The sequence below is a fragment of the Candidatus Paceibacterota bacterium genome, assembly GCA_041660505.1.
Lineage (GTDB): Bacteria > Patescibacteriota > Minisyncoccia > Phycocordibacterales > JACRKE01 > JBAZWG01.
The window spans coordinates 25638-48275 of record JBAZWG010000001.1 but is presented as its reverse complement, the minus strand read 5'-3'; the positions used below and the strand labels follow the sequence as shown (position 1 = coordinate 48275).

Sequence of the window (22638 nt, the reverse complement as noted above, 5' to 3'; positions counted from 1 at the left end):
TATTCACAGTCTTGATTGAAGGATGGCGAGCACTCATGTATAGTTAGCACATTATAAAGTTATTACTAGTTTCTAATATCACGTATGGAACAAGATCAGGTATTTCTGGAGAGTATCATTAAGGCGCTTGCAGATCATCCGGAGTCAGTGAAGGTGAACAGGACAGTTGACGAGATGGGCGTATTGCTCACGCTCGATGTGCATCCGGAGGACATGGGTAAGATAATCGGTCGCAGTGGCAACACCGCCAAGGCTATCCGCACTTTGCTCCGCATTGTCGGCCTCAAGAATAACGCTCGTGTTAATCTTAAGATCAACGAACCGATAGGCGGCACAGGCGGTATTAAGAAAGACGATTTGGGTGTCGGCATAGAGAACCGCCCGCTACAGAACACCCAGACTACACCGACCAAGACGGTCGATGAAGCCATGGCAGATCTTAAGTTATAATAAAGACTGGAAGAAGTTGAACCTTAAGCATCAACCGCGCCTGCCGGGGGTAGGAAAGGTTCAACCTCTGGAACCAAGAAGCCGCCTCCGGGCGGTTTTTTGTTATCAACTTGTTATATTTTTGCTCTGGAGTATCATGATGGTTATGAGCGAAGCATCCGAAGAAAAAATAAGTCATATCGAGGAGACCGTAGACAAACTTGCCGTCATGATGGCGAACGGATTTTCTGGCGTTAATCAGAGATTAGACAAGGTTGACGAGCGTCTGCAAAATCTGGAAGCAGATATGACACAGGTCAAACGCGACGTCGCTTTTCTTAAAGTAAACTCTGTAAGTACTCTCGATCACGAGGAATTAGTAGAAAGAGTGGACAAAGTGGAGAAATTTGTGTTTGCCCACTAGATGGCGTTAAGTACAAAAAACTGCTATTCTTTGCAGATGCGTTTTCATATTATCACTACATTTCCGGAGATTATTCGGCCTTATACCGAAGACTCCATACTGAAGCGAGCACAAAGCTCTGGCGCAATTTCGATTACTTTCTACAACCCGCGGGATTTTACGACCGACAAGCATCATAAGACCGACGACATACCATATGGCGGCGGCCCGGGGATGGTGATGTATGCGGAACCTGTCCTGCGGACAGTTGAAAGTATAAAGTCGAAAGTGGAAAGTGGAGAAGGATATAATAAATTCAAGATAATTCATTTTTCGCCGGCGGGGAAGCAGTTTACAAATACTATCGCCAAAGGTTATACAAAATATACTGATATAGTTTTAATTTGCGGGCGGTATGAAGGCATTGACGCGCGCGTTAAGAAAATATTAAAGGGTGATGAAATTTCTGTCGGGCCTTATGTGCTGACAGGCGGGGAGTTGCCGGCGCTAATTGTCGCAGATGCCGTATCCAGACAGATTTCTGGTGTTTTAGGCAACGAAAGTTCTATAGAAGAGAAAAGAGTAAGTGCTCACGATGTTTATACCAGGCCGGAGATTCTGGAGTGGAAAGAGAAACGATATAAAGTCCCCGCTGTTTTGACTTCGGGGAATCACAAAAAAATTGACGAGTGGAAAAAGGCGCATTAGGCCAGTCAAGTCCCTAAACTGTGGATAAGTGTTGACATATTTGGGCTTTTCTACTATACTACTTATCAACACTTGCAAGATTGAGTTTTGGCTGGGGGCGAGTGGTGAGTCTTTATTAAAGTGTACAAGTATCGCGTAAGTACTTTGCATACACTTATCACCACTAATTAATAACACGAACGACACGAGAAGTTATCCACTCGTGCTTTTATTTGTTATCTAACTATATTTCATTATGGCATCATCCACGCCCATCGTTAAGAAATATTTTTCGAAATACAAACCGCCGTTGGCCGATCTGCCTGCTCCAATCGAGATGCAGAGAAACTCGTATAAGTGGTTGCTCGAGGACGGTCTTAAAGAAGTCTTTAAAGAATTTTCCGTCATTCACGACTATTCCGGCAAGAAGTTCGACCTCTCATTCGTCTCTTTTAAACTTGATGAGCCTAAATATGACGATTTTTACGCTAAAGAAAATAAGTTAAGTTATGAGACTCCGCTCCGCGCCATCGTCCGTTTGACCAACAAAGTTCTTGGCCAGGAGAAGGATCAGGAGATATTTTTGACGGACTTTCCCCTCATGACCGAGCATGGCACATTCGTAGTGAACGGCGTTGAGCGCATTGTCGTGCCCCAGCTGGCCAGAAGCTTCGGTATCTTCTTCACCGCGCTCGAAATTAAAGGCAAAAATTTCTTCGGTGCCAAAGTTATTCCGGCTCGCGGTTCGTGGATTGAGCTTGAGACCGATTCTGATGACATTATGTATGTGCGCGTAGACAGACGCCGCAAAATTCCCGTCAGCTCATTCTTACGCGTTCTCTCTGGCAAGAAGGATGAGGAGATCAAAAAGGATTTTGCCGACCTCCCAGACGGTTTGAAGATGATCGAGCTTGCCTTCGCCAAAGACCATGCCAAGACTGTTGAGGACTCATATGTAGAAATGTACAAACGCCTTCGCGATAATGACCTCGCGAACGCCGATAGCGCCAAGGAATATATAGAATCGTTATTCGGAGAAGATCGCTATGATTTGTCGCACGTCGGCCGATATCGCTTCAATAAGCGCTTCGGAATGGATATGGGCGCTAAGGCAATGTCCAAGCGCACGCTTAATTATGAAGATATTCTGGCCACTGTGCGCCATATTCTTGAGCTAAATGCCAATCCGGAGGCTTTGCCGGATGATATAGACCACCTCGGTCTCCGCCGTGTTCGCCCCGTTGGAGAAATGTTCCAGCTCAAGGTTCGTCTCGGCCTGGCGCAGATGAAGCGCAACACGCAAGACAGAATGTCGACTATCGACACCGGTACGGTTATGCCGGTACAAGTCGTCAATCCGCGACCACTCCAGGCACGTATCAAAGAATTCTTTACTACCAACCAACTTTCACAATTGGCCGGTCAGGAGAACGTCTTGTCGGAGCTCGAACACTTGCGCCGCTTGTCTGCGCTTGGTCCCGGAGGTCTCACGCGCGAGCGCGCCGGCTTCGAAGTTCGCGATGTACATACATCTCACTACGGCCGAGTTTGTCCTATCCAGACGCCGGAGGGTCCGAACATCGGTCTCATTCTTACGCTTTCATCGTACGCGCGCATCAACGATCTCGGTATTATCGAGGCTCCTTATCGCCGAGTAAAGAATGGTAAGATAACCGACGAGGTTGTTTACTTGAATGCGCTAGAAGAAGAGAGTTACAACATTGCTCACGCCGGCGTCGCTTATGATGCGAAGGGCAAATTTACAGAAGAAAAAGTCGAGGCTCGTATCAAGGCTAACCCTGGCATGGCGAACAGAGACGACATTGACTTCATCGACGTTGCGCCGAATCAGGCATTTTCCTTGGCAACCTCGATGATTCCATTCCTTGAGCATGACAACGCAAACCGTTCGCTCATGGGTACGAACATGCAACGCCAAGCAACCCCTTGTATCGTTCCGGAATATCCTGTTGTTTCGACTGGTATGGAGGCACAGATTGCGACAGCCACGGGCCGCCTCGTTGTTGCAAAGAACGATGGTGTTGTAGAGAAGGTGGACTCTCGCAAGATCGTGGTAAAGACCAATGGAGGCGACAGAGACGAATATCCGCTCGTAAATTTTGCCCGTACCAACGACTTCACGGCCTTTCATCAGCGCCCAATCGTGTCACTCAAACAGGAGGTTAAGAAGGGCGAAGTTTTGGCCGACACATCGTCGACCGATCAAGGCCAGATCGCTCTCGGCCAAAATGCCCTTGTCGGCTTCATGTCATGGGGTGGTGCGAACTATGAAGACGCTATCATTATTTCCGAACGCATAGTTAAGAACAGCAAATTCGCCTCGATTCACGTTGAGGAATTCTCGATAAGCGTTCGCGACACCAAACTTGGGCCGGAGGTTACCACCCACGATATTCCAAATGTCGGCGAATCGAAGCTCAAAGATCTTGATGAAGACGGTATTGTCCGTATTGGCGCCGAGGTTGGCCCGAACGATATTCTTGTCGGTAAAATTACGCCGAAGGGTGAGACGGAGCTGACACCAGAAGAAAGACTTTTGCGTTCTATCTTCGGCGAGAAATCCAGAGACGTAAAGGATACCTCATTAAGAATGGGTCATGGCAAGCGCGGTCGCGTTATCGGTGTCAAAGTTTTTTCCCGCGATAAAGGCGCCAAACTCGAATCAGGCATCATTAAGAAAGTCTATATAGAAGTCGCTCAACTCCGCAGTGTGTCGGTGGGTGATAAGCTTGCCGGACGTCACGGTAACAAAGGTATCATCTCCAGAATTTTGCCGGAGGAGGATATGCCATACATGGCCGACGGAACGCCAATCGATGTTATCTTGACTCCGCTCGGTGTGCCTTCTCGTATGAACTTGGGCCAAATCTTCGAAATGCATATGGGTCTTACGGCAACGCGAGGCGGCTACCAGGCCGTTGTGCCAACCTTCCTTGGGGCAACAACCGAAGAGATCAAAGACGAGCTAGTCAGCTCCGGTTTGGCGGAATCAGGTAAAGTCACTCTCTATGATGGCTTAACCGGCGAGAAATTCGAACAAGATATCGCCATCGGCGTCATGTATATTCTTAAGCTCCACCACATGGTTGAGGACAAGATTCACATGCGCTCAATCGGGCCATACTCGCTTATCACCCAACAGCCTTTGGGCGGTAAGGCGCAAGGTGGCGGGCAGAGATTCGGAGAAATGGAGGTGTGGGCACTCGAGGGTTATGGCGCCGCTCACATGCTTCGCGAAATGCTAACTATCAAATCCGATGATATCGTCGGCCGTTCTGCGACCTTCGATGCTATTGTAAAGGGCGAGAAAATCCGCGAGCCGAATATCCCGGCTTCATTTAATGTTCTCTTAAGCGAGCTCAAGGGTTTGGCACTCGATGTGCAATTAGAAAAGCTTGATAAACAAAAGTCGGACGAAGAATAAAACATACATAAATATATGGAACAAAAAATGTATTCAAAAAATGCTCCGCTCGACTTCAACGCTATCAGCCTGAAGCTGGCATCACCCGAACGCATCAGAGAGTGGTCTCATGGTGAAGTTACCAGACCAGAGACAATCAACTACCGCACTCAACGCAGTGAACGTTCCGGCCTCTTCGATGAACGGATCTTCGGTCCGGAAAAGGATTACGAGTGTTACTGCGGTAAATATCGTCGCATTCGTTATAAAGATATCATATGTGAGAAGTGCGGGGTTGAAGTGACCCGCTCTATCGTTCGCCGTGAGCGTATGGGGCACATCGAGCTTGCCGCGCCTGTGGCGCATATCTGGTTTGTGCGCGGCGTACCGTCTCGCATAGGACTCTTGATGGACCTTTCTGTTACGGATCTTGAAAAAGTAATCTACTTTGCCGGCTACTTGGTTACGAAAGTAAATGATGAAGAGAAAAAGAAAATTCTAAAAGATCTTGATAGCGAATTCAGGTCTAAGATTAAATCTTCGAATTCAGAGGAGGCCAAAGAGGCCATTCGAAACTCTCTTTCAGAAGTTAAGAAAGAAATAGACTCTATTAAGCCGGGTGTCGTCTTCGACGAAGTGCTTTATCATAAATATTCGATGCGTTATGGAACTCTCTTCGATGCCGAGATCGGCGCTGAGGCTATATATAAGAAGTTCAAGGAACTTGATCTCGAGAGCATTGTCGGTGAGATTGAAACGAGACTTGAGAAGGCGGGAACTGCGGAGAGACTCAAACTTAATAAGCGCCTACAGCTTGTGAAGTCGCTTATCCGCGCTGGAGTCCGTCCGGAATGGATGTTCTTGACTATTATCCCAGTAACTCCTCCGGCCCTGCGCCCGATGGTTGCCTTGGATGGTGGCCGTCATGCAACGTCGGATATTAATGATTTGTATCGCCGCGTTATTAATCGTAACAATCGTTTGAAGAGGCTCGTAGAAATAAACGCGCCGGAAGTTATTCAGCGCAATGAAAAGCGTATTCTCCAAGAGGCAGTTGATGCTCTTATCGACAACTCTATCCGCCATGGTAACGGTGCCGCTTCGGCGGTGTCTCAAGCCCAGCGCCGCCCGTTAAAGTCTTTGGCGGATATGTTGAAGGGTAAGCAAGGCCGCTTCCGCCAGAACTTGCTCGGTAAGCGCGTAGACTATTCAGGCCGAAGTGTTATCGTTGTCGGTCCGGAACTTAAACTAAATCAATGCGGTCTGCCTAAGCACATGGCTCTAGAGCTCTTCCGTCCCTTTGTTATCTCCAAGATTCTCGAACAAGAGCTCGCGTTTAACATCCGTGGTGCCGGCAAGCTTATCGAGGAAGGCGCGCCGGAGGTGTGGGCAATACTCGAAGAAGTTATCAAGAATAAATACGTTCTTCTTAACCGTGCGCCGACCCTGCACCGCTTGGGTATTCAGGCCTTCAAGCCGGTTCTTATCGAAGGCAACGCTATCCAGATTCACCCGATGGTTTGTCCGGCATTCAACGCAGACTTCGATGGTGACCAAATGGCAGTCCACGTTCCGCTTTCTGACGAGGCGCAAGAGGAGGCCGGCCGATTAATGTCCGCCGACAAGAACCTGCTTTTCCCTGGTAACGGTAATCCGACCACGACGCCGAAAATGTTGGATATGGTACTCGGCTGTTATTGGATGACAAAGATGGTTCCGGGCGCCAAAGGAGAAGGCAAGTATTTCGCTCGTCCGAACGCCGCTATTATGGCCTATGAATTCGGTGATGTCAGCCTGCAGGCAAAGGTCAAATTACTCGGAGGCACTAGCGAGAAGTATTCTATATTTAAGGGTGAGCTCGTAGAGACTACTGTCGGCAGAGTCTTCTTCAATAGTATTCTCCCATCAGACTACCCGTTCGTGAACTACGAGATTAGCGCCAAGGAAATTGCCGCACTTGTGGAAGAGCTCATCGCTCATTACGGTGCCGAGGCCGCTCCTGCTCTGCTCGATCGTATCAAATCATTTGGTTATAAATACGCGATGCGTTCTGGTATCACTTGGGGTATCGATGATGTCGTTGTGCCGAAGGAGAAGCCGGAGATAATCGCACGCGGTATGGCAGAGGCCAGAGTCGTGGATGATCAATATGCCGAAGGCTTGCTTTCGGAAACGGAGCGTTATCGAATTATGATCGAGCTTTGGCGTAAGGTTAAGGATGATGTCGAGAAGATGGTGCCGATTGCAATGAACCCCACGGGCAGCGTTCACGACATGGTTATCTCAAAGGCGCGCGGCTCTATGAGTCAGATAACGCAGATGGCCGGAATGATCGGCCTTATCGTCAATACTCAAGGACGCCAACTTGACTTCCCGGTTATCCCGTCTTGGCACGAAGGCCTTTCTCCGCTCGAATACTTTATCACCACTCACGGTGCGCGTAAGGGTAACGCGGACACGGCACTTAACACCGCCAAGTCCGGCTATCTTACACGGCGCTTGGTTGACGTCGCCCAGGATTCAATCGTGACACACGAAGATTGCGGTGATCAAATCGGACGCGCTATCGAGCGCAAACATGTAGTCGGCCTGGAACCGGGAATCGCCAATGCCGTTCGTGGCCGTATTATTGCTAAAGATATTGTTAATCCGGACGGCGGAATCCTATTTAAAAAAGGCGTATTACTTAATAAAGCGGACGCAATAATCGTTGACCAATCAGGGATAGAATCGGTGCAGGTTTTCACTCCGCTGACTTGTAAATCAACTCGCGGTATGTGTCGCAAGTGTTATGGTCTCGACTTCGGCCGTAACAAGCAGATCGAGCTCGGTGAAGCAGTCGGTGTCGTCGCCGCTCAGGCTATCGGCGAACCGGGCACCCAGCTCACAATGCGTACCTTCCACGTTGGCGGTGTGGCGCAAGCCGGCGGAGATATTACGATGGGTCTCCCGCGCGTAGAGGAGATCTTCGAGCGACGCGCACCCAAGAATCCGGCTATTATTAGCGAGATTGACGGTACCGTTGTAGATGTTAAATCAGTCGGCCGTGATAAGATTATCGAAGTGTTGTCGGACGACTCTCGCACGACAAGCACCGATTCAAAAACTAAAGAATACATCGTTCCGCAAGTTCGTTCGGTCAAGGTGAGTAAAGGGGATACAGTTAAGAAAGGTAATCTCCTTACCGACGGTTCAGCTAATCTGGCGGAGCTCTTCGAGTTTGGTGGGAAGGTCGTTGTTGAAGATTATATCGTGAACGAAGTTAACCGCGTTTACGCGACACAAGGCGCAACGATTGCCCGTAAGCACGTAGAAGTTATCGTAAGACAGATGTTCTCAAAGAGACACGTTGTTAATTCCGGCGACACAGGCTTGGTGGCGGGGGAAACTGTAGATATTTCTACAGTCGCAGACGCGAACAAGCGCGCGGAGGCTAAAGGTGGCAAGCCGGCAAAGGTTGACGTATTGCTCCTAGGTATTTCGGAGGTTGCGCTTAAGACTCCGTCGTTCCTGTCTGCCGCATCATTCCAGAATACCGCTCGCGTATTGACCGAAACGGCTGTCAAAGGAGGCGTAGACCATCTCCGCGGTCTCAAAGAAAATGTTATTATCGGAAGACTTATCCCGGCGGGCACCGGCTTTCGACAATCTGTCCAGGACAGGGAATCAAAAGAAGAAGAGGAATAGGAAAAATAAATAAAGAATGTCATCCGTCGTCGAACAGATAAAGGCGCGGCTTGGAGTTCAGGATGTTGTAGGCTCGTATCTCAAGCTTGATGGCGCCGGCGCGAACTTAAAGGCTAAGTGTCCCTTCCATGCGGAAAACACGGCTTCTTTCTTCGTGTCTCCGGCACGCGGGAGTTATTACTGTTTTGGATGTAATAAGGGCGGAGACATATTTAGCTTCGTGCAGGACATAGAGGGTGTTGACTTCCGGCAGGCACTTACGCTTTTGGCCGATCGCGCCGGAGTAATACTTGTGACAGGCCCAGAGCAACATACCGATCCGCATAAAATCTTGCGCGAGATAATGGAGACAACGACCCTTTTCTATCAGCAGGAACTCAAGGAAGATAACGAGCCTATGGATTATCTGCTTAAGAGGGGATTACAAAAAGAAACAATAAATAATTTCCGTATTGGTTACGCGCCGGATAGCTGGAAGAAGTGCTTGGATTATCTGCTTGCGAGAGGTTATCAGAATAGGGATATAGACTCGGTTGGATTATCTGCGGTTGGCAAGTCGGGTTCATCGTACGATAGATTCCGCCAGCGTATCATGTTCCCGATAGCAGACAGTATTGGCCACGTCGTCGCTTTTACGGGTAGAATATTGGAAACAAATCGTGAGTCTGTTACTGTCCGCGATATTTCGACTCAAGGTAAATATGTAAATTCTCCCCAGACGGTGCTCTATAATAAATCCGGCGTGCTTTATGCCTATGATAAGGCCAAGGTATCGATAAGAAAAGAGAACGTCTGCATTTTAGTGGAAGGCCAAATGGACGCCATCATGTCTCACCAGGCAGGGCTTACGAATACAGTCGCCGTATCCGGTACAGCACTTACTAATGATCACTTAATGCTTGTTAAACGGTTGACCAATAATTTAATCTTAGCATTCGATGCCGACACGGCCGGAGTGGCTTCATCGCGTCGAGCCGTAGAGATGGCACTTGATCTCGATATGGATGTCCGCGTTGCGGTTGTGACAGATGGCAAAGACCCGGCTGATAGCATAAAAGAGAATCCGGAGGCGTGGAAGCAGTCGGTAAAAAATAGCATTCATGTTATAGAGTATTATCTGCAGGTTATAAGAGAAAAGACTAAGGATTTGCGTGAATTGCGCAAAAGAGTAGAACATGAAGTCCTCCCGCTCGTCGTGCGGCTTAGAAGCCATATAGATCAAGCTCATTTTATCGCGCTTATCGCCGACAGAATCGATTTGAAAGAAGATGTTATCAGAGAGAGTATAAGATCTATGGGGTTGCATAAGTCCGATATGTCATATAAGACCGACACGACCTATATAACAAAAGCTACTCGCACACGCGAAGATGCTATAATAGAGAAAATTCTCGGGATAGTCTTCTGGCAAGAGAGCGAACCGGCAAAAGCGACAATTGATACCGGTACGGTGCGGAAATTGTTTGCTGACATATTTGGTGAGCAAGCAGCCGGTCGAGAACAAGCGCTTATCAACAACAGAGAGAGATTTATGTTCGAGGCAGAAGCCCAGTTCGCCGGTTCTGCAGAAATCTCCAAAGAGATTGATCGCCTGTTCGCTTCTCTCGAAACAGAAATTCTAAAAAAGAAATTTTATATTTGCATGAGTGATTTGAAGAAGTCCGGTATAAGCGAAGCGGAAACAAAAACCCTTTTGGAAGAATGTCAGAAGATGGGCTCAAGGCTTGAAGTTCTAAAGAAATTTGAAAGCAAGTTAATTTAATTTTTAGTACAATATTATGAAAATGAAAAATAAAAAAAAGAAGGCGCAGAAAACGCACAAGATAGTAAAGAAGAAGCACGCACCTAAAGCGAAAAAGTCTGTTGCCAAAAATAAGCAGAAGAAGGTTGTAAAGCAGAAGGCAAAGACCAAGCCGAGGGGCGGGACAGCGATAGTTGCTAAGAAAGAGAGCGGTCTTCAGGCTCGCAAGATTAATCTGCTTATCGAGAAGGCCAAGTCGCGAGGCTTCGTCACCTATAATGAGATCTTAAAAGAGTTTCCGACTATCGAGAATGATATTCTATTTTTGGATGAGTTGTACGAGAAATTCGACGAAGCGAATATTGATGTATTAGAAGGTGGCGGACTTCTTGACGAGCAACTTGAGCAGGATATCGCCCACGCACGAGTGAGTAAAGGACGCGAAGGCTCGATGCCGGATTCTGTGCAGATGTACTTGCGCGAGATCGGCCAGTATCGTCTTATTTCTGCCGCCGAAGAGCGTGAACTATCGAAGCGCATAGCGCTCGGCGAGCGTGAGGCGTCGGACATTCTGGTAAAAGCCAATTTGCGTCTCGTGGTTTCTATTGCGAAGAAATACGTTGGCCGTAGTTCTGATTTGACCCTTTTAGACTTAATTCAAGAAGGAAATCTTGGCCTTTTCAAAGCCGTAGAGAAATTCGACTGGTCTAAGGGTTATAAATTTTCAACTTATGCCACTTGGTGGATTCGCCAAGCAATTACTCGCGCCTTGGCTGACCAATCGCGCACAATCCGCATACCCGTGCATATGGTAGAGACTATTGCGAAGTATAAGCAAGTAGTGCGCAGACTCTCGCAAGACTTGGGGCGCGATCCGTTGCCGGAGGAAATTGCAATAGAGATGGGTATCGAGGTTGAGAAGGTTTATAATATAGAAAAGATAGACCAGAGCACTGTTTCGCTGGAAACGCCGATAGGAGACTCGAGCGACGATAAGTCAACTCTGGGCGAGTTCATCGCCGATGATAAAATTCTTTCTCCCGATCAAGAAAGTTCGCGCCGTATCCTAGCCGACCAAATCAAAGAAATTCTGAACGACCTGACCCCCAAAGAGCGCAAGATATTAGAAATGCGCCATGGTCTCATAGACGGCGTCATGCGTACACTCGAAGAAGTCGGCAAAGAGTTCGGCGTTACCCGCGAACGCATCCGCCAAATAGAAGCCAAAGCTCACGAAAAAATTCGCTACCACCAGAAGGCCAAAAGACTGTTGAATTACTAGCCTTTGAGCGCCGTATCGATAAGCGCTTTGACCGCACTGTAGGGCTGGGCACCGTCTATGAAGTATCTTTTATTGCCGGCTACGATAATACTGTACGGCGTGCCTGTTTCGTTCTGGCCAAGGCCTGCCTTCATCGCCTCCCCTCTTAGACTCTCCAATTTTTGTTTAAATGTATCGGCGGAGACGCACAAAGCTATCTTTGCACCATCCAATTTGAGCTTTGTTGATGCTTCGGCGATGCGCTGTTCGGCGGTAAAGTCGTCGGATATCACAGCAATCTGATTACCATCTGCATCGGCTTTAGTCTCCATTAGAGCGGCGAGGAATTTCCAGAAAGTGTTGTTGTCGTATTGCGATGCCACACACTCGGTTGCCGTAGCTTCCGGATAGGCCTTGGGATGGATGCTTAAGGGGAACTGGCGATACACCCACGCCACCTGGCCGCTGTCTCCATATTGAGACATCACTTCCTGCATAGTGGTATGGAATCGACGACAGAAGGGGCATTCGATATCGGAGTATTCTACTATTGTAATAGGGGCAGATGGATTACCTAGGACATGATCCTTAGCACTAACGGCCGGCATGCTCTTTATGAGCTCAGCGGTTGAGGCTGTTTGTGCTTGTCCCTGACCCTGAACTTGTGCTACCGGCACCGGGCCGGAACCTTTGCTCCAGAGCACTGCTCCGGCAACGATTACACCGGCAATCACGATTGCAATCGGTATAGAGTAGTTCTGCTGTTGGTTTGGTTCCATATATTTTTGTCACACAAGGCGGTTTTCTGCGAGCCCCAGAAGACCGCCTTGTGTGCCATTAGTTATTTATCAGTTCGCTCGAACCTAGACTCTAGCACCGACCAGTTAAGGTTGTCAAAGAATGCGGCAATGTAATCTTTACGCCGGGACGGCAGATAGTCCAAAAGATAGGCATGCTCCCAGACGTCAAGAGCCATTATCACATCCACACCGGCGATCATCCCCATATCGTGATCACTGACCCACTGGATCATAAGTTTGTTTATTGCACGATCTCGGAGGAGTAACACCCAGCCGGCACCGCGTGCCATCGCCGCCGCGCTGACCTGTGACCTCCAGTTATCTAGCGATGCGTATTGAGCCAAAACGGCATCCTTCAGTGCTGTGCCATCGAATACCGAGCCAGACTCGAATTGCTTAAAGTAATATTCGTGTAAACGCATACCGTTGAACTCAAAACCCATTCGGCGCCGGAGCTCTGCCAAAGTGTAGGCATCCCAACCGGAAGAGATGCCGGCTTCGAGCTTGGAAAGAAGTTCGTTTGTATTCTTTACGTACCCCGAATAGAGCTTAAGATGCTCACTAACCTGTTTCTCCGAGAGCCCCTTGAGGCTCCCGAGGGCAAACTTTTTCTCTTCGTACATAATGTTCTTAAATTAACTTATATAATCTGTTCGCAGTATACAGGAGTTGCAAATCGGGTACAAATGTTGGCTTATATTTCCAGCTATTCTAGCTATATATATAGCCATATTTATGATATTGACAGGGTGGATAAAGTGGGTTTTAGTATTGACAGGAGATACTAGATATGATATGATATTTCTCAACAAGCTTTCGAGCTTGTTTTCGATTAAACCCCGTCAGCACGGGACCCAGCATTGCAAAGCCAGGTGATCCTTAGTCGGTTTCGCCAGGTAATGAGAACAGTCCGGAACGCATTAGGAATAGGCTTATTTTATCATTATTCGCCACGAAGTCCGTCGCAGGGGTTCTCCTCGCCGCCAACTTCGCTTTCGCTCCGCAAGCAATTAATTCTATCGCCAATAATGCGCAAACCATCCAAGAAGTCAGCCAGCAAAGCGACGCGACCGAAACGGTTAGCGACGTTCTGCCGGTGTGTGAAGGTCAGAAGCTTGAATCGCGCGCATGCATATCAGCTCTCATTACTGCCTATGCGAAGAAGTATGGCGTCAGCAAGAAGCTAGCCCTTGCCATCGCGCAATGTGAGTCTAATATCAGAGGAAATGTCTTTGGAGATAATGGTAAGGCCTACGGTACATTCCAGTTCCATAAGCCGACGTTCAAGGAATTCTCTGCTAAAATGGGTGAGGATCTCGACTACTACAACAACGAAGACAGCATCAAACTCGCCATGTGGGCGCTTGCAAATAACAAAGAATATCACTGGTCGTGTTACGACAAAGTGACCAACTAATACAAAATCAAAAACACAAGACCGCCTTCTCGAAATTCGCAGAAGGCGGTCTTGTGTTTTACTGCAATGTCGGGATTGCCTCTAGCTTAATCTTCACAGTCTTGGTCGTACCCTTACTTAATACCTTGAGTGCCATAGTGTCGCCGACCTTGTGATCACGAACCAGATTAGACAGGCTGACGTCGCTTGTTAATTTCTTGCCGTCGGCTTCGAGAATTATGTCATTCTCGAGGATACCGGCTTTGTCAGCCGGTGAGCCCGGGGCCACGGCGAGCTCGTCTTTAGAACTTCCGCGGAGCACGAGCATACCATAGTCAACCATCAGATGATTCGCATCTTTAAGTTCCGGCGTAACCGCGGTGTAGCGAATCCCAAGGTATGGGCGAATTATCTTGCCTGCATTCTTCTGTACCGAATCGACGACGCTCTTTGCAAGATTAGCAGGTAATGAGAAACCGATATTTTGCGAACCTTGGGCCACGGCGACATTCACGCCGATTACACGGCCGTCGAGATTTAGGAGCGGCCCGCCGGAGTTACCGGGGTTAATCGCCGCGTCGGTTTGGATAACGTTATCGAGCTGTTCCGACATGCCCGACATGTTTCCGGCCGTGACCGAGCGAGCTAAGCCCGACACAACGCCAACCGAGACCGTATTATTGAATTGGCCGAGCGCATTACCGATAGCGATAGCGGTCTGGCCAACCTGTATGGCGTCGGAGTTTGCGAATTTGAGATAGGGTAATTTTACCCCCCCAATTTTGAGAACGGCGAGATCATTAACAGGGTCTCGAGCGACAACCTTCGCCGCATATTTCTTGCCATCGTTTAGGAACACGGCATACTCCGCCGTCTTGTCGGCCACCACGTGTTTGTTGGTAATAATAAGACCGTCTGGCGAAACAATGAACCCGGAGCCCGCACCGACTTGTTGCAGTTTAGTGCCGTTCTGGCGAAGCTGGGGGATCTGAAAATTAAATCCACCGCCAAAGAGCTGTGCGAATGGATCATTCGGATCAATCCCAGGCACCTGGCTATAATACTGTTCCATTACCGGTACGTCTTTGGATATCACTATTGATACCACGGCACCCTTTGTTGCTTTGACCGTATCGATAACAAATGATTCTTGAGTGTATATTTCTTTGGAGAAAATATTTTTTACTGTATTCTCCGGCGTACTGCTTGCTGTTGCGCTTACTGATTTTGGGTTACCGAACAAGTTAATAAACAATAGGGGGTTAGTCGATAACAACCAAAGACCCCCGAGAAACACGATGAGCGCTCCGACTACGCCGGATACAACGCTCGTGACTACTGGCTTATACGCGTTCATATTGGTATAGTATACTAATGAAATTGATAATTAAGTTGCTAGGCTTTATTGCCTTGCTACTCATTCTTATTATACTCGGGGCGATTTTCCGCGTCCAGTCCGCATACGCAAGTCAAATCATTATGCAGGATACCTTAGCGACGAGCACAATCGTCGGGTTAGTCTTCGGCGCAGGGCTCAAGCCCGATGGCACTCCGCGTGACATGCTCGAAGCAAGAGTGGTGAAGGGCATAGAACTCTTGCAACAGGGTAAGGTGGGGAAGTTGCTCCTATCCGGCGCCTCTGACCTTGGCCACAACGAGCCCGACGCGATGAAAAAGTTTGCCCTTGCGCACGGTGCCAAATCAGACCAACTTGTTCTCGATTATAATGGCAACTCAACCTTCGCCTCATGTTATAACGCCGCTACCGTCTATAATATAAAGAATACTATCTTAGTAACCCAAAAGTTTCATCTCCCGCGAGCCCTGTATCTCTGCAATAATCTCGGGCTAAGCTCGATCGGAATAGCGGCCTCATCAACCAACACTAAAGCAGAAGCAACCTATGCCAAAAGGGAGTACGCCGCAAGCATAAAAGCCTGGCTGGAAATTAACTTGCCCTTCACACGTACCTTTCTCGAGAAATAACCTTATCCTAGAGAGTTCAACTCTCTATTTAAAGGATATTTTAGCTTTCATCGATCGTAATATGCTTTATTTCAGAAAAATTGCCTCGCGACCTTAACCAAGAAGCATAGTTCTTTGGAATTTCGGTAAACTCGGATAATACATCTGTTCCCAGTAATTGTTTAAACTTTTTGCTTCCGCAAAAATCATGGTAGCTGGACCATAAATATTCCTCGACTCCGGCGATTGAATTAGGATTGCAATGTATATAATCAATGACATGGAGCAAGTACTCCTCGTCGTCAATAATTCGGTTTTTGTATCTGCCCTGGAACAATGCACCGCTCCGTTTATGTTTCTCATTGAAATATAGTGTGTATGCTGTCCCCAGTCTTTGCATAAATTTGCTTATTCCTCCAGGTGTACGCTCGTGTAGCAATAGATGAAAATGGTTAGGCATAAGACAGAATGCGCAAATATTCACCAACCGCTCGCCAAGTGGTGAATCTTTATGTCGTCGCTCGAGCGCCTCAAAGGTGTTTGGGCTCTCAATCTGTGTGTCATTCAAGACATTCAGGTATAGGATAAATCTTCGATGGTCTGCGTCGTCTTCGAAGATCGTTCGCTTATCAACGCCACGGTTATAAACATGATGAAATGTGTCTTCTTCAATTGGTGCCCTGTCCATAAAATCAGTTTATCACAAAAAGCCTTATTATAGAGAGTTGAACTCTCTAGTTGTGGAAAAGTCTGAATTACTACTTATTATTTATTCCTTCGTACTATTATACCCGCAACAATACCAGTTATAGATCCCCAGATAATGTGGTTAATCAAAAATTGCATTGATAAAGCTATTATTATTTTTTGTAGCCAACTATCAGGAGAAAGTAAAATCACTACAAAACTCAAATAGTAAATAACAGTAATTGGAATATTAAATATTTCTCTTAGCAATATTTTTGGTACTTTTATGCCTAGTTTCTGATTACGAAACCCCATTACTCCAAAAGCCATTGTATTTATAATTATTCCTACAATCAATAGTATGCTCATGTAATAGTTATTTTATCCTTAATTTCAGAGAGTTCAACTCTCTATTTGAAGGTTATTTTGGAAATTTTTGATTCCCGCTGAAGCCGTTGAACGAGGCTTTTATCGCGCGAGTCTTCACGCCTTTGTTATTGCGATAGACTGACGCGGTGCGGAATGCCGGCCGGCCTTGTTTTTTACCTGCTTTGGTATACGTATTACCTTTCATATTCTTTAGTTAGCTTTCTATATAGACAATAGTCGCAATCAGGACTCGAATCTGGCAAATCTGCGGATTCGAGACACGATTTGATATCTTTGAGCGTTTGAGGTATCCAGCTCGGGTCGCCTTTATATGGAATGAGCTTGATATTGAACTCAAGTTTACCGTCGAAGGCTTCTTTGTCGGTATCGCCGTTGCAGTAGACGAAGTAGCCTGTTTCGGATACATCGAAGCCGTTCATACGGAAGAGCCATTGGTACACTTCCATTTGGCGTTTGTAACCGATCTGCCAGTCGGCATCCAACGATACTTCAGACGTCTTAGACGTGGCCTTATAGTCTACTATTATGAGCTGGCCTTCCGGTGCATGACGCCAGACATCATCAACTCCGCCTGTGACATAGAAGTTAGTTTCCGGATCAGTATATGTAATGCCTCCGCGTAGCGCGTCGCGCCACTCATCCATCTTCTCATGATGAAATGGAATAGCATCCAAGCCGTAAGCCGACATCATCGGATGTGGCGTATGTGCGGCACGGTGAATATCAAATTCTTTTTTTAATAAAGTATCAACGGCAGAGTTAAGACTGAAAGGGTATCCGGGCGGTTGACCAACGCCAAGCTTTCTGTCTAGATAGAAACAGCGCTTACAGTTTAAAAATAAATCTATTTTAGAACGGCTCAAACGGAACGGTGTCTTCGAGTCGGATTCATAAATATTTCTACTGCGTTTGCCTGAATAGTATTTAGACATGATTATTTCTTCTGTAATTGCAAATACATAAAGAGCGGTATCTCCTTGCGGGCAATGTTCTCGAGTTGGGCTTTCGGACCCGGTTCACTCTCTTTATTAGAAGCCCATTCTTCCAGATTCGACAACAAGAATCCCGCCTTTGCTCCGGCTTTTATAAATGATGCAAGCGGTCGATGAAACGATACCGTCGTTTGTTTATCCTTCTTCGCTCCGGGGTTCATAATAATAGACGAGCTGAATTCAGAATAATAACGCCACACCTCGCGTACTTGCGCCTTCTTGGCTGTGTCGTAGCGCCAGTCGCTGTATTTGGGAATTCTGAACATAGGATGATTAAGGACGATGTGCAGACTACCGGACGGCCTAAGAACGCGGGCGCATTCTTGCAACGTCGTTTCCAGCTCCCTGATATTTTGCAGAGCAAGTACTATGATAATTTTATCCACGCTCGCGTCGGCAAGCATGGCAAGCTTGTGCGATTCGCTCACATGGAATTCTATGCGTTCGAGATCCTTGATCTGTGTAGCTTTGCGCGCAAAATCTATTAATGACTCTGACATATCTACACCGATAACGTGTCCGACAAAGGGGAGTAGCGCGTGAGAAAAATAACCCTGACCGCAAGCTAAATCAAGCAAAGTGTCATCCGGTGCAAGCATTAGTAGCTCCGTAAGTTTAGGTAAAATAACCTGCTCCTGATAAGTGTCTGATGAATGCAAGTGGCTGTCGTACCAGACAGCCACATTCTCCCAGCTTGTATCCTTCTTGTCCATAAGACAAGTATGTTTTATTTCAGGTCTTTGCGCAAGGTGTCGAATTCCTTCTTGTCGATGTCGCCCTTGGCATAACGCTCCTTGACCATTTCCATCGGTGAACGGTGCTTGCGGTTGGTGTCGGAAATCTCGCCCATAAGATATTTAATCAGGGCGATCATCGCTGCTATTAAAAGTATAATCCAGAGTGTGCCAATTAGGCTCACGACCCAACCGAATCCCATAGTTCCAAAATTCGAATAGTTCATCATAAAAATTTATTACTAATTTATTACTAATGCCCTTTATAATTATAACAGGTAGCAGAAACTTTGTAAGTGGAAAACTTTATTTGAAGTGTGCTATACTTAAAGTATTACAAGTAATTATTTTTTTATGAAAAATGTATCGAAGTTAGCGATAGTAGGTTTGATGCTTATGGCGGCACCGGTATTGGCTCAGACAACGGCCGCACCGGACGCTGGAAGCGTTAAAGCACAGATTGAAGCGAAGCGCCAAGAAGCAAAGGCGATAGCAGAGAAAGCGAGAGAAGATAAAAAGGCCGCTCTGGAAAAAGCAAAGACGGAAAGAAAGGCGCTACAAGATAAGGCTAAAGCCGAGCGCGAGGGAAAGAAGTCAGCGATAACGGCTGCGGTAAAAGTTCATGTAGCCGCCATCAAGGCAGCGAACGAGAAGCGCAAGGCTGCCATACAGTTGGCGAATGAAACATTTGCCGCCGAGAAGAAGGCTGCTGATGCCGCTCTTGCCGCCGCGAAGAATGGTACAGTAGTTATTCCTCCTGTGACCACAACCACAGTCTCTCAATAAGACAGTCTTCTAGAAAATAAGAACCCCTTGAGAAATCAGGAGGTTCTTATTTTTCTTTCGTTCTTCTGCCATCAACGATGAAGTGCTTAATTGCTGGTAATACCGATAATATAATAATGACAGTGATTATCGGCAGTAGATATTTATCCACGTCCGGGATAACACTACCAAGGAAGTACCCAGCGAGGGTGAGGCCGAATGTCCAACCGAATCCACCAATAATATTGTATGAGAGAAATGTCGAATATTCCATATTGCCGACCCCTGCCATTATCGGTGCGAATGTGCGGATTATGGGGATGAAGCGAGCGAGGATTATTGTCTTCTTGCCGTGGATAGCAAAGTAGTCTTGCGTGCGCGTAATGTGGTCTTTATGAAAGAAGATAGACTCTTCTTTTGTAAATATCTTCGGCCCCGCCTTTCGGCCAAACCAGTATCCGACCTGATCGCCAAGTACTGCACAGACGAACGTTAGTATTAAGAGAGCCCAAATGTTCAGTAAGTTCTGCGAGGCCAAGAATCCGGCGGTAAAGAGCAGGCTGTCACCGGGCAAGAAGAACCCGAAGAATAGTCCCGACTCGGCGAAGATAATCCCGCCGATACCGAAGTATCCGATAGCGGCGATAAGTTTAGGAATGTTGAACATAAAAATTGTAGTTCTTATTATAGCACTTGCGAAACCATAAACAGAAGCCCCGCGTATCAAACTGACTACGCGGGGCAACACCAAGGACCAGAATCAGGTGGTCATTCCTCCATTTCGACCAGCCACCGCCAATACCCGCCCATATGGACACCAGGAAACTCGAGGCTGATGTTCCCGCCTGAATTTATGTACGGGAACAGGTTGGCGTGGAAGTCGGGCGAGACCCACGAGGCGTTGGCTATACCTCGCAGGTGCGGAGTTATCTCGTACTTTGCCACGACGGCGTTCAGCCATTGGCATTCAGGAACTTTCTGCCCCGCCAGTGCTCGCTTCACTGTGGCGAGGCCAAACTGCCTGCCAATAGATACCCACCTGAAGCGGCGCGTCTCTATGCCAACGATAAGTCGCCCTCTGTACTCGAACTCCCCATGCCCACTGACGAACTCGGCGATCATGGCGCTAGGCTGATTGGTGGCGAGGTCGCCGTCGAGCGTCAATTCGAACACCTCGTTATCAGCCGGCATAGGGAGGAGTGGTAGTAACTCTTCAGAATTAGACATGTGACCGGGCATCGGCTTTCCTCCTACAGTAAGCTTGGTAAGGAACAAGAAGTCGAAATGTATAATATCACGTATCAGATGCTCCGTCAAAAGAGTTAGTTCGTATTTTTATGGAGCGACTGTGCACCCTTCAGGGTTCTCGACTACCGTCGCGGGTACTTTTCAGATTGCTTAGCGATATTGAAAAGTCTTTCTCGCCCTGCCACCTCGCAAGCAGTTGCGAGGTTAGGCCGCACACCGAGTGTGCACCCTTCAGGGTTCGAACCTGAGACCTCACGAATGTGAATCGTGCGCTCTAACCAACTGAGCTAAGGGTGCGCAATATTATTGCGCGTGTCTAGATATTTAAGCATAATTTTGTTATACTTACAAAACGTTGACGGGCCTATGGTGAAGCGGTATCACACATCCATGGCATGGATGGAGTTCGGGTTCGACTCCCGATAGGTCCAAAAAAACAAAAAACACGTCGCGGATAACGACATGTCCTTTGTGTACGACGGGAGTGTTGTGCTCCCGTCGAATTGGGCGCCCGAGAGGACGCGGCTAGGGATGAACCACGCCGGCAAACTGGCCGGCGATACTGATCGCGAGCGCGACAGCGCTCAAAACCAGCGCCCAGCCGGCAACCGGATCGTCCCTCATGAATTCAGTGAAGAATTCGATTGGGGATGCGGGTATCGGCCGCGAATCATCTCTAACAATTCTCCACATAAATCCTCCGCTGCAAAGCAGTATTGTGTCTCGGGTGCGTACAAAAACAAGGCGTCATAGTACCACACCCAAAATTTTGCGTCAAATACGGGCTATGGATTATTATGATATAATCGAAAGATGGAAGAAATAAAACAATTTGGGGAGGTCAATTTAACATCGAGTGAACAGAAAACAAACGTAAACATAAAGGAGCGAACTAAGGAAAAACAGGGTTTGGATTTTTGGGCGAAGAGCCTGTTTGAAGCTGGCCGGATCAGTCAAGAGGTATACGACGATTTTATATTTCAGAATAATCATAAAGAGGAAGGGATGAGGAAATTTGGCCTGCCGCAGTTGCGTCATTACGGTTTGTTTAATTCAATCGATGACATCAAAGAAAAACTTTTGGAACAGAAAAACGAACACTTCATCATTCGTTGCAAATCAAAGGAAATGGGTGAAGTGAGGAGACTAATAGATGGAAGCCTTGATGAGATTTGTAAATTCGGTGAAGAACTGCCAGGAGGATTCGCTTCATGGACTGTAGAGGTTAAGGAATACTGCGAGCCGATTATGGCAGGCACTATCATTGTCTCACCGTCCGGGAAAACTAATATTGAAACGTGGAAAGGACCGCACTACCTAAATGTGACGGACTGTCAGAAATTCGAAGCAGAGTTCAATCCAGACGCTCCCGATATGCACTTTAATTGGACTGGGGGTGAAGGCCAAGACCTTCAAGATGGCAAAGAATATGCTGTACGTGCGCTTAAATACATATTCCCTCATTTGAAGCCCAAGGAGAGTAATCCGATTTATACTGAATATTGCGTCAAGCCTACCGGCGAGATTTTCTTCATAGACGTAAACACCTCCCCGATTCTCACCGGCAAACGACCAGCTGAAATCGCTGAGCTGAAGACTACCAATCTATAAGCTTGAGCCTAATTAGTTCTTTGAAATAAATATCAATCTCTTTTTGCGAGAGTTTGAATATCTCCTCTTTTGTAAACCATTTGTATTCTAAGCTCTCTGAATCTATTTTTGGTGTGCCGACGATTGTACCCTGATAGGTAAGTCTGACAACATGGCGTTCCGGAATGCGCAAGATATCTTGCGCGGCAACAAGCGTGGGTTTGCATTTTAGAATCAAACCGGTTTCTTCTTTGACCTCTCTTTTTAAATTTGGCACTAAGCCTGTCCCGGGTTTGATCCTGCCACCAACAATGTCCCACTTTGGACCGATTTCCGGATACTTTTTCGGGTTACGGCGAATAAGCAGATACCTTCCTGATTTGTTTTTTAGCAGAATTTTAACACCGACTTGCAGTTCTCTGTGCATAATATTTTTGGA

At 47.2% G+C, this 22638-nt stretch carries 24 protein-coding genes and 2 tRNA genes; 12 read left to right on the top strand and 14 right to left on the bottom strand.

Annotated elements, in window-relative coordinates:
• The first annotated feature begins 84 nt into the window (after positions 1-84).
• The 7 genes from WC764_00270 to WC764_00240 all read left to right on the top strand — a co-directional run bounded on the left by WC764_00270 (position 85) and on the right by WC764_00240 (position 11653).
• Complete coding sequence (locus WC764_00270; GenBank protein MFA6006157.1) at positions 85-450, top strand: KH domain-containing protein; 366 nt, start codon at positions 85-87, stop codon at positions 448-450.
• Positions 422-853, top strand: a complete 432-nt coding sequence (locus WC764_00265; GenBank protein ID MFA6006156.1) for a hypothetical protein — start codon at positions 422-424, stop codon at positions 851-853. Before WC764_00270 ends, WC764_00265 begins: the two co-directional genes overlap by 29 nt.
• Positions 854-889: 36 nt before the next feature.
• Positions 890-1540 (top strand): tRNA (guanosine(37)-N1)-methyltransferase TrmD, encoded by a 651-nt coding sequence (trmD, locus tag WC764_00260; GenBank protein MFA6006155.1) that lies wholly within the window; start codon positions 890-892, stop codon positions 1538-1540.
• 235 nt (positions 1541-1775) lie between these two features.
• The gene (locus WC764_00255) at positions 1776-4964 is read left to right on the top strand and encodes a DNA-directed RNA polymerase subunit beta (protein ID MFA6006154.1); all 3189 of its coding nucleotides are present in this window, start codon (positions 1776-1778) and stop codon (positions 4962-4964) included.
• Between the two features lie 15 nt (positions 4965-4979).
• Positions 4980-8630, top strand: coding sequence for a DNA-directed RNA polymerase subunit beta' (rpoC, locus tag WC764_00250; protein MFA6006153.1), 3651 nt, complete (start codon positions 4980-4982; stop codon positions 8628-8630).
• A gap of 16 nt (positions 8631-8646) precedes the next feature.
• Complete coding sequence (gene dnaG, locus WC764_00245; protein MFA6006152.1) at positions 8647-10392, top strand: DNA primase; 1746 nt, start codon at positions 8647-8649, stop codon at positions 10390-10392.
• A 22-nt stretch (positions 10393-10414) separates the two neighbouring features.
• Positions 10415-11653 carry a sigma-70 family RNA polymerase sigma factor gene (locus WC764_00240; GenBank protein ID MFA6006151.1) on the top strand — a complete coding sequence of 413 codons (1239 nt, stop codon included), beginning with the start codon at positions 10415-10417 and terminating at the stop codon, positions 11651-11653.
• Here WC764_00240 and WC764_00235 read toward each other — a convergent pair.
• Together WC764_00235 and WC764_00230 are read right to left on the bottom strand one after the other, a co-directional pair.
• Positions 11650-12411, bottom strand: coding sequence for a thioredoxin domain-containing protein (locus WC764_00235; GenBank protein ID MFA6006150.1), 762 nt, complete (start codon positions 12409-12411; stop codon positions 11650-11652). The genes WC764_00240 and WC764_00235 overlap by 4 nt on opposite strands.
• Before the next feature lie 62 nt (positions 12412-12473).
• A complete protein-coding gene (locus WC764_00230) occupies positions 12474-13055 on the bottom strand; it encodes a Fe-Mn family superoxide dismutase (GenBank protein ID MFA6006149.1) in 582 nt (193 codons plus the stop codon).
• Positions 13056-13528: 473 nt separating this feature from the next.
• Between WC764_00230 and WC764_00225 the strand changes: the two genes are divergently transcribed.
• A complete protein-coding gene (locus WC764_00225) occupies positions 13529-13849 on the top strand; it encodes a transglycosylase SLT domain-containing protein (GenBank protein ID MFA6006148.1) in 321 nt (106 codons plus the stop codon).
• Between the two features lie 58 nt (positions 13850-13907).
• Here WC764_00225 and WC764_00220 read toward each other — a convergent pair whose 3' ends face one another.
• Positions 13908-15185, bottom strand: a complete 1278-nt coding sequence (locus tag WC764_00220; protein ID MFA6006147.1) for a trypsin-like peptidase domain-containing protein — start codon at positions 15183-15185, stop codon at positions 13908-13910.
• A gap of 17 nt (positions 15186-15202) precedes the next feature.
• On the opposite strand from WC764_00220, the gene WC764_00215 reads away from it, so the two are divergent.
• A complete protein-coding gene (locus WC764_00215; protein ID MFA6006146.1) occupies positions 15203-15814 on the top strand; it encodes an ElyC/SanA/YdcF family protein in 612 nt (203 codons plus the stop codon).
• Between the two features lie 40 nt (positions 15815-15854).
• On the opposite strand, the gene WC764_00210 is transcribed toward WC764_00215, so the two are convergent.
• The 6 genes from WC764_00210 to WC764_00185 form a co-directional block, all read right to left on the bottom strand.
• Positions 15855-16481 (bottom strand): transposase, encoded by a 627-nt coding sequence (locus tag WC764_00210; GenBank protein ID MFA6006145.1) that lies wholly within the window; start codon positions 16479-16481, stop codon positions 15855-15857.
• Positions 16482-16558: 77 nt separating this feature from the next.
• A complete protein-coding gene (locus WC764_00205) occupies positions 16559-16849 on the bottom strand; it encodes a hypothetical protein (protein ID MFA6006144.1) in 291 nt (96 codons plus the stop codon).
• A gap of 52 nt (positions 16850-16901) precedes the next feature.
• Positions 16902-17054: a hypothetical protein gene (locus tag WC764_00200; protein MFA6006143.1), complete on the bottom strand. Its 153-nt coding sequence runs from the start codon at positions 17052-17054 to the stop codon at positions 16902-16904.
• Entirely contained in the window at positions 17044-17802 is a 759-nt protein-coding gene (locus WC764_00195) for a PD-(D/E)XK nuclease family protein (GenBank protein MFA6006142.1), read from the bottom strand. The genes WC764_00200 and WC764_00195 overlap by 11 nt, the downstream gene beginning before the upstream one ends.
• Positions 17803-17804: 2 nt before the next feature.
• Positions 17805-18575, bottom strand: coding sequence for a class I SAM-dependent methyltransferase (locus WC764_00190; protein ID MFA6006141.1), 771 nt, complete (start codon positions 18573-18575; stop codon positions 17805-17807).
• A 14-nt stretch (positions 18576-18589) separates the two neighbouring features.
• Positions 18590-18823 (bottom strand): SHOCT domain-containing protein, encoded by a 234-nt coding sequence (locus WC764_00185; GenBank protein MFA6006140.1) that lies wholly within the window; start codon positions 18821-18823, stop codon positions 18590-18592.
• Positions 18824-18950: 127 nt separating this feature from the next.
• On the opposite strand from WC764_00185, the gene WC764_00180 reads away from it, so the two are divergent.
• Positions 18951-19382, top strand: coding sequence for a hypothetical protein (locus WC764_00180; protein MFA6006139.1), 432 nt, complete (start codon positions 18951-18953; stop codon positions 19380-19382).
• A gap of 46 nt (positions 19383-19428) precedes the next feature.
• Here the strand turns inward: WC764_00180 and WC764_00175 are convergent, their stop codons facing one another.
• The 3 genes from WC764_00175 to WC764_00165 all read right to left on the bottom strand — a co-directional run bounded on the left by WC764_00175 (position 19429) and on the right by WC764_00165 (position 20906).
• Complete coding sequence (locus WC764_00175) at positions 19429-20028, bottom strand: VTT domain-containing protein (protein MFA6006138.1); 600 nt, start codon at positions 20026-20028, stop codon at positions 19429-19431.
• A 101-nt stretch (positions 20029-20129) separates the two neighbouring features.
• On the bottom strand, positions 20130-20678 hold the full coding sequence (locus WC764_00170) for a hypothetical protein (GenBank protein MFA6006137.1): 549 nt from the start codon (positions 20676-20678) through the stop codon (positions 20130-20132).
• A gap of 154 nt (positions 20679-20832) precedes the next feature.
• Positions 20833-20906 (bottom strand) — tRNA-Val (locus WC764_00165).
• Positions 20907-20969: 63 nt separating this feature from the next.
• Between WC764_00165 and WC764_00160 the strand changes: the two genes are divergently transcribed.
• Positions 20970-21040: transfer RNA gene (locus tag WC764_00160), tRNA-Ala, on the top strand.
• A gap of 94 nt (positions 21041-21134) precedes the next feature.
• On the opposite strand, the gene WC764_00155 is transcribed toward WC764_00160, so the two are convergent.
• Complete coding sequence (locus WC764_00155; protein ID MFA6006136.1) at positions 21135-21302, bottom strand: hypothetical protein; 168 nt, start codon at positions 21300-21302, stop codon at positions 21135-21137.
• 120 nt (positions 21303-21422) lie between these two features.
• Between WC764_00155 and WC764_00150 the strand changes: the two genes are divergently transcribed.
• Positions 21423-22220, top strand: a complete 798-nt coding sequence (locus WC764_00150; protein ID MFA6006135.1) for a hypothetical protein — start codon at positions 21423-21425, stop codon at positions 22218-22220.
• Here WC764_00150 and WC764_00145 read toward each other — a convergent pair.
• Positions 22207-22626, bottom strand: coding sequence for an NUDIX hydrolase (locus WC764_00145; GenBank protein MFA6006134.1), 420 nt, complete (start codon positions 22624-22626; stop codon positions 22207-22209). The two genes, WC764_00150 and WC764_00145, sit on opposite strands and share 14 nt — an antisense overlap.
• Between the last annotated feature and the right edge of the window lie 12 nt (positions 22627-22638).

Coding starts and splice junctions, on each gene's coding strand:
- WC764_00270 (MFA6006157.1), top strand. CDS start 85: ATGGAACAAGATCAGGTATTTCTGGAGAGTATCATTAAGGCGCTTGCA.
- WC764_00265 (MFA6006156.1), top strand. CDS start 422: ATGAAGCCATGGCAGATCTTAAGTTATAATAAAGACTGGAAGAAGTTG.
- trmD (MFA6006155.1), top strand. CDS start 890: ATGCGTTTTCATATTATCACTACATTTCCGGAGATTATTCGGCCTTAT.
- WC764_00255 (MFA6006154.1), top strand. CDS start 1,776: ATGGCATCATCCACGCCCATCGTTAAGAAATATTTTTCGAAATACAAA.
- rpoC (MFA6006153.1), top strand. CDS start 4,980: ATGGAACAAAAAATGTATTCAAAAAATGCTCCGCTCGACTTCAACGCT.
- dnaG (MFA6006152.1), top strand. CDS start 8,647: ATGTCATCCGTCGTCGAACAGATAAAGGCGCGGCTTGGAGTTCAGGAT.
- WC764_00240 (MFA6006151.1), top strand. CDS start 10,415: ATGAAAAATAAAAAAAAGAAGGCGCAGAAAACGCACAAGATAGTAAAG.
- WC764_00235 (MFA6006150.1), bottom strand. CDS start 12,411: ATGGAACCAAACCAACAGCAGAACTACTCTATACCGATTGCAATCGTG.
- WC764_00230 (MFA6006149.1), bottom strand. CDS start 13,055: ATGTACGAAGAGAAAAAGTTTGCCCTCGGGAGCCTCAAGGGGCTCTCG.
- WC764_00220 (MFA6006147.1), bottom strand. CDS start 15,185: ATGAACGCGTATAAGCCAGTAGTCACGAGCGTTGTATCCGGCGTAGTC.
- WC764_00215 (MFA6006146.1), top strand. CDS start 15,203: ATGAAATTGATAATTAAGTTGCTAGGCTTTATTGCCTTGCTACTCATT.
- WC764_00210 (MFA6006145.1), bottom strand. CDS start 16,481: ATGGACAGGGCACCAATTGAAGAAGACACATTTCATCATGTTTATAAC.
- WC764_00205 (MFA6006144.1), bottom strand. CDS start 16,849: ATGAGCATACTATTGATTGTAGGAATAATTATAAATACAATGGCTTTT.
- WC764_00200 (MFA6006143.1), bottom strand. CDS start 17,054: ATGAAAGGTAATACGTATACCAAAGCAGGTAAAAAACAAGGCCGGCCG.
- WC764_00195 (MFA6006142.1), bottom strand. CDS start 17,802: ATGTCTAAATACTATTCAGGCAAACGCAGTAGAAATATTTATGAATCC.
- WC764_00190 (MFA6006141.1), bottom strand. CDS start 18,575: ATGGACAAGAAGGATACAAGCTGGGAGAATGTGGCTGTCTGGTACGAC.
- WC764_00185 (MFA6006140.1), bottom strand. CDS start 18,823: ATGAACTATTCGAATTTTGGAACTATGGGATTCGGTTGGGTCGTGAGC.
- WC764_00180 (MFA6006139.1), top strand. CDS start 18,951: ATGAAAAATGTATCGAAGTTAGCGATAGTAGGTTTGATGCTTATGGCG.
- WC764_00175 (MFA6006138.1), bottom strand. CDS start 20,028: ATGTTCAACATTCCTAAACTTATCGCCGCTATCGGATACTTCGGTATC.
- WC764_00155 (MFA6006136.1), bottom strand. CDS start 21,302: ATGTGGAGAATTGTTAGAGATGATTCGCGGCCGATACCCGCATCCCCA.
- WC764_00150 (MFA6006135.1), top strand. CDS start 21,423: ATGGAAGAAATAAAACAATTTGGGGAGGTCAATTTAACATCGAGTGAA.
- WC764_00145 (MFA6006134.1), bottom strand. CDS start 22,626: ATGCACAGAGAACTGCAAGTCGGTGTTAAAATTCTGCTAAAAAACAAA.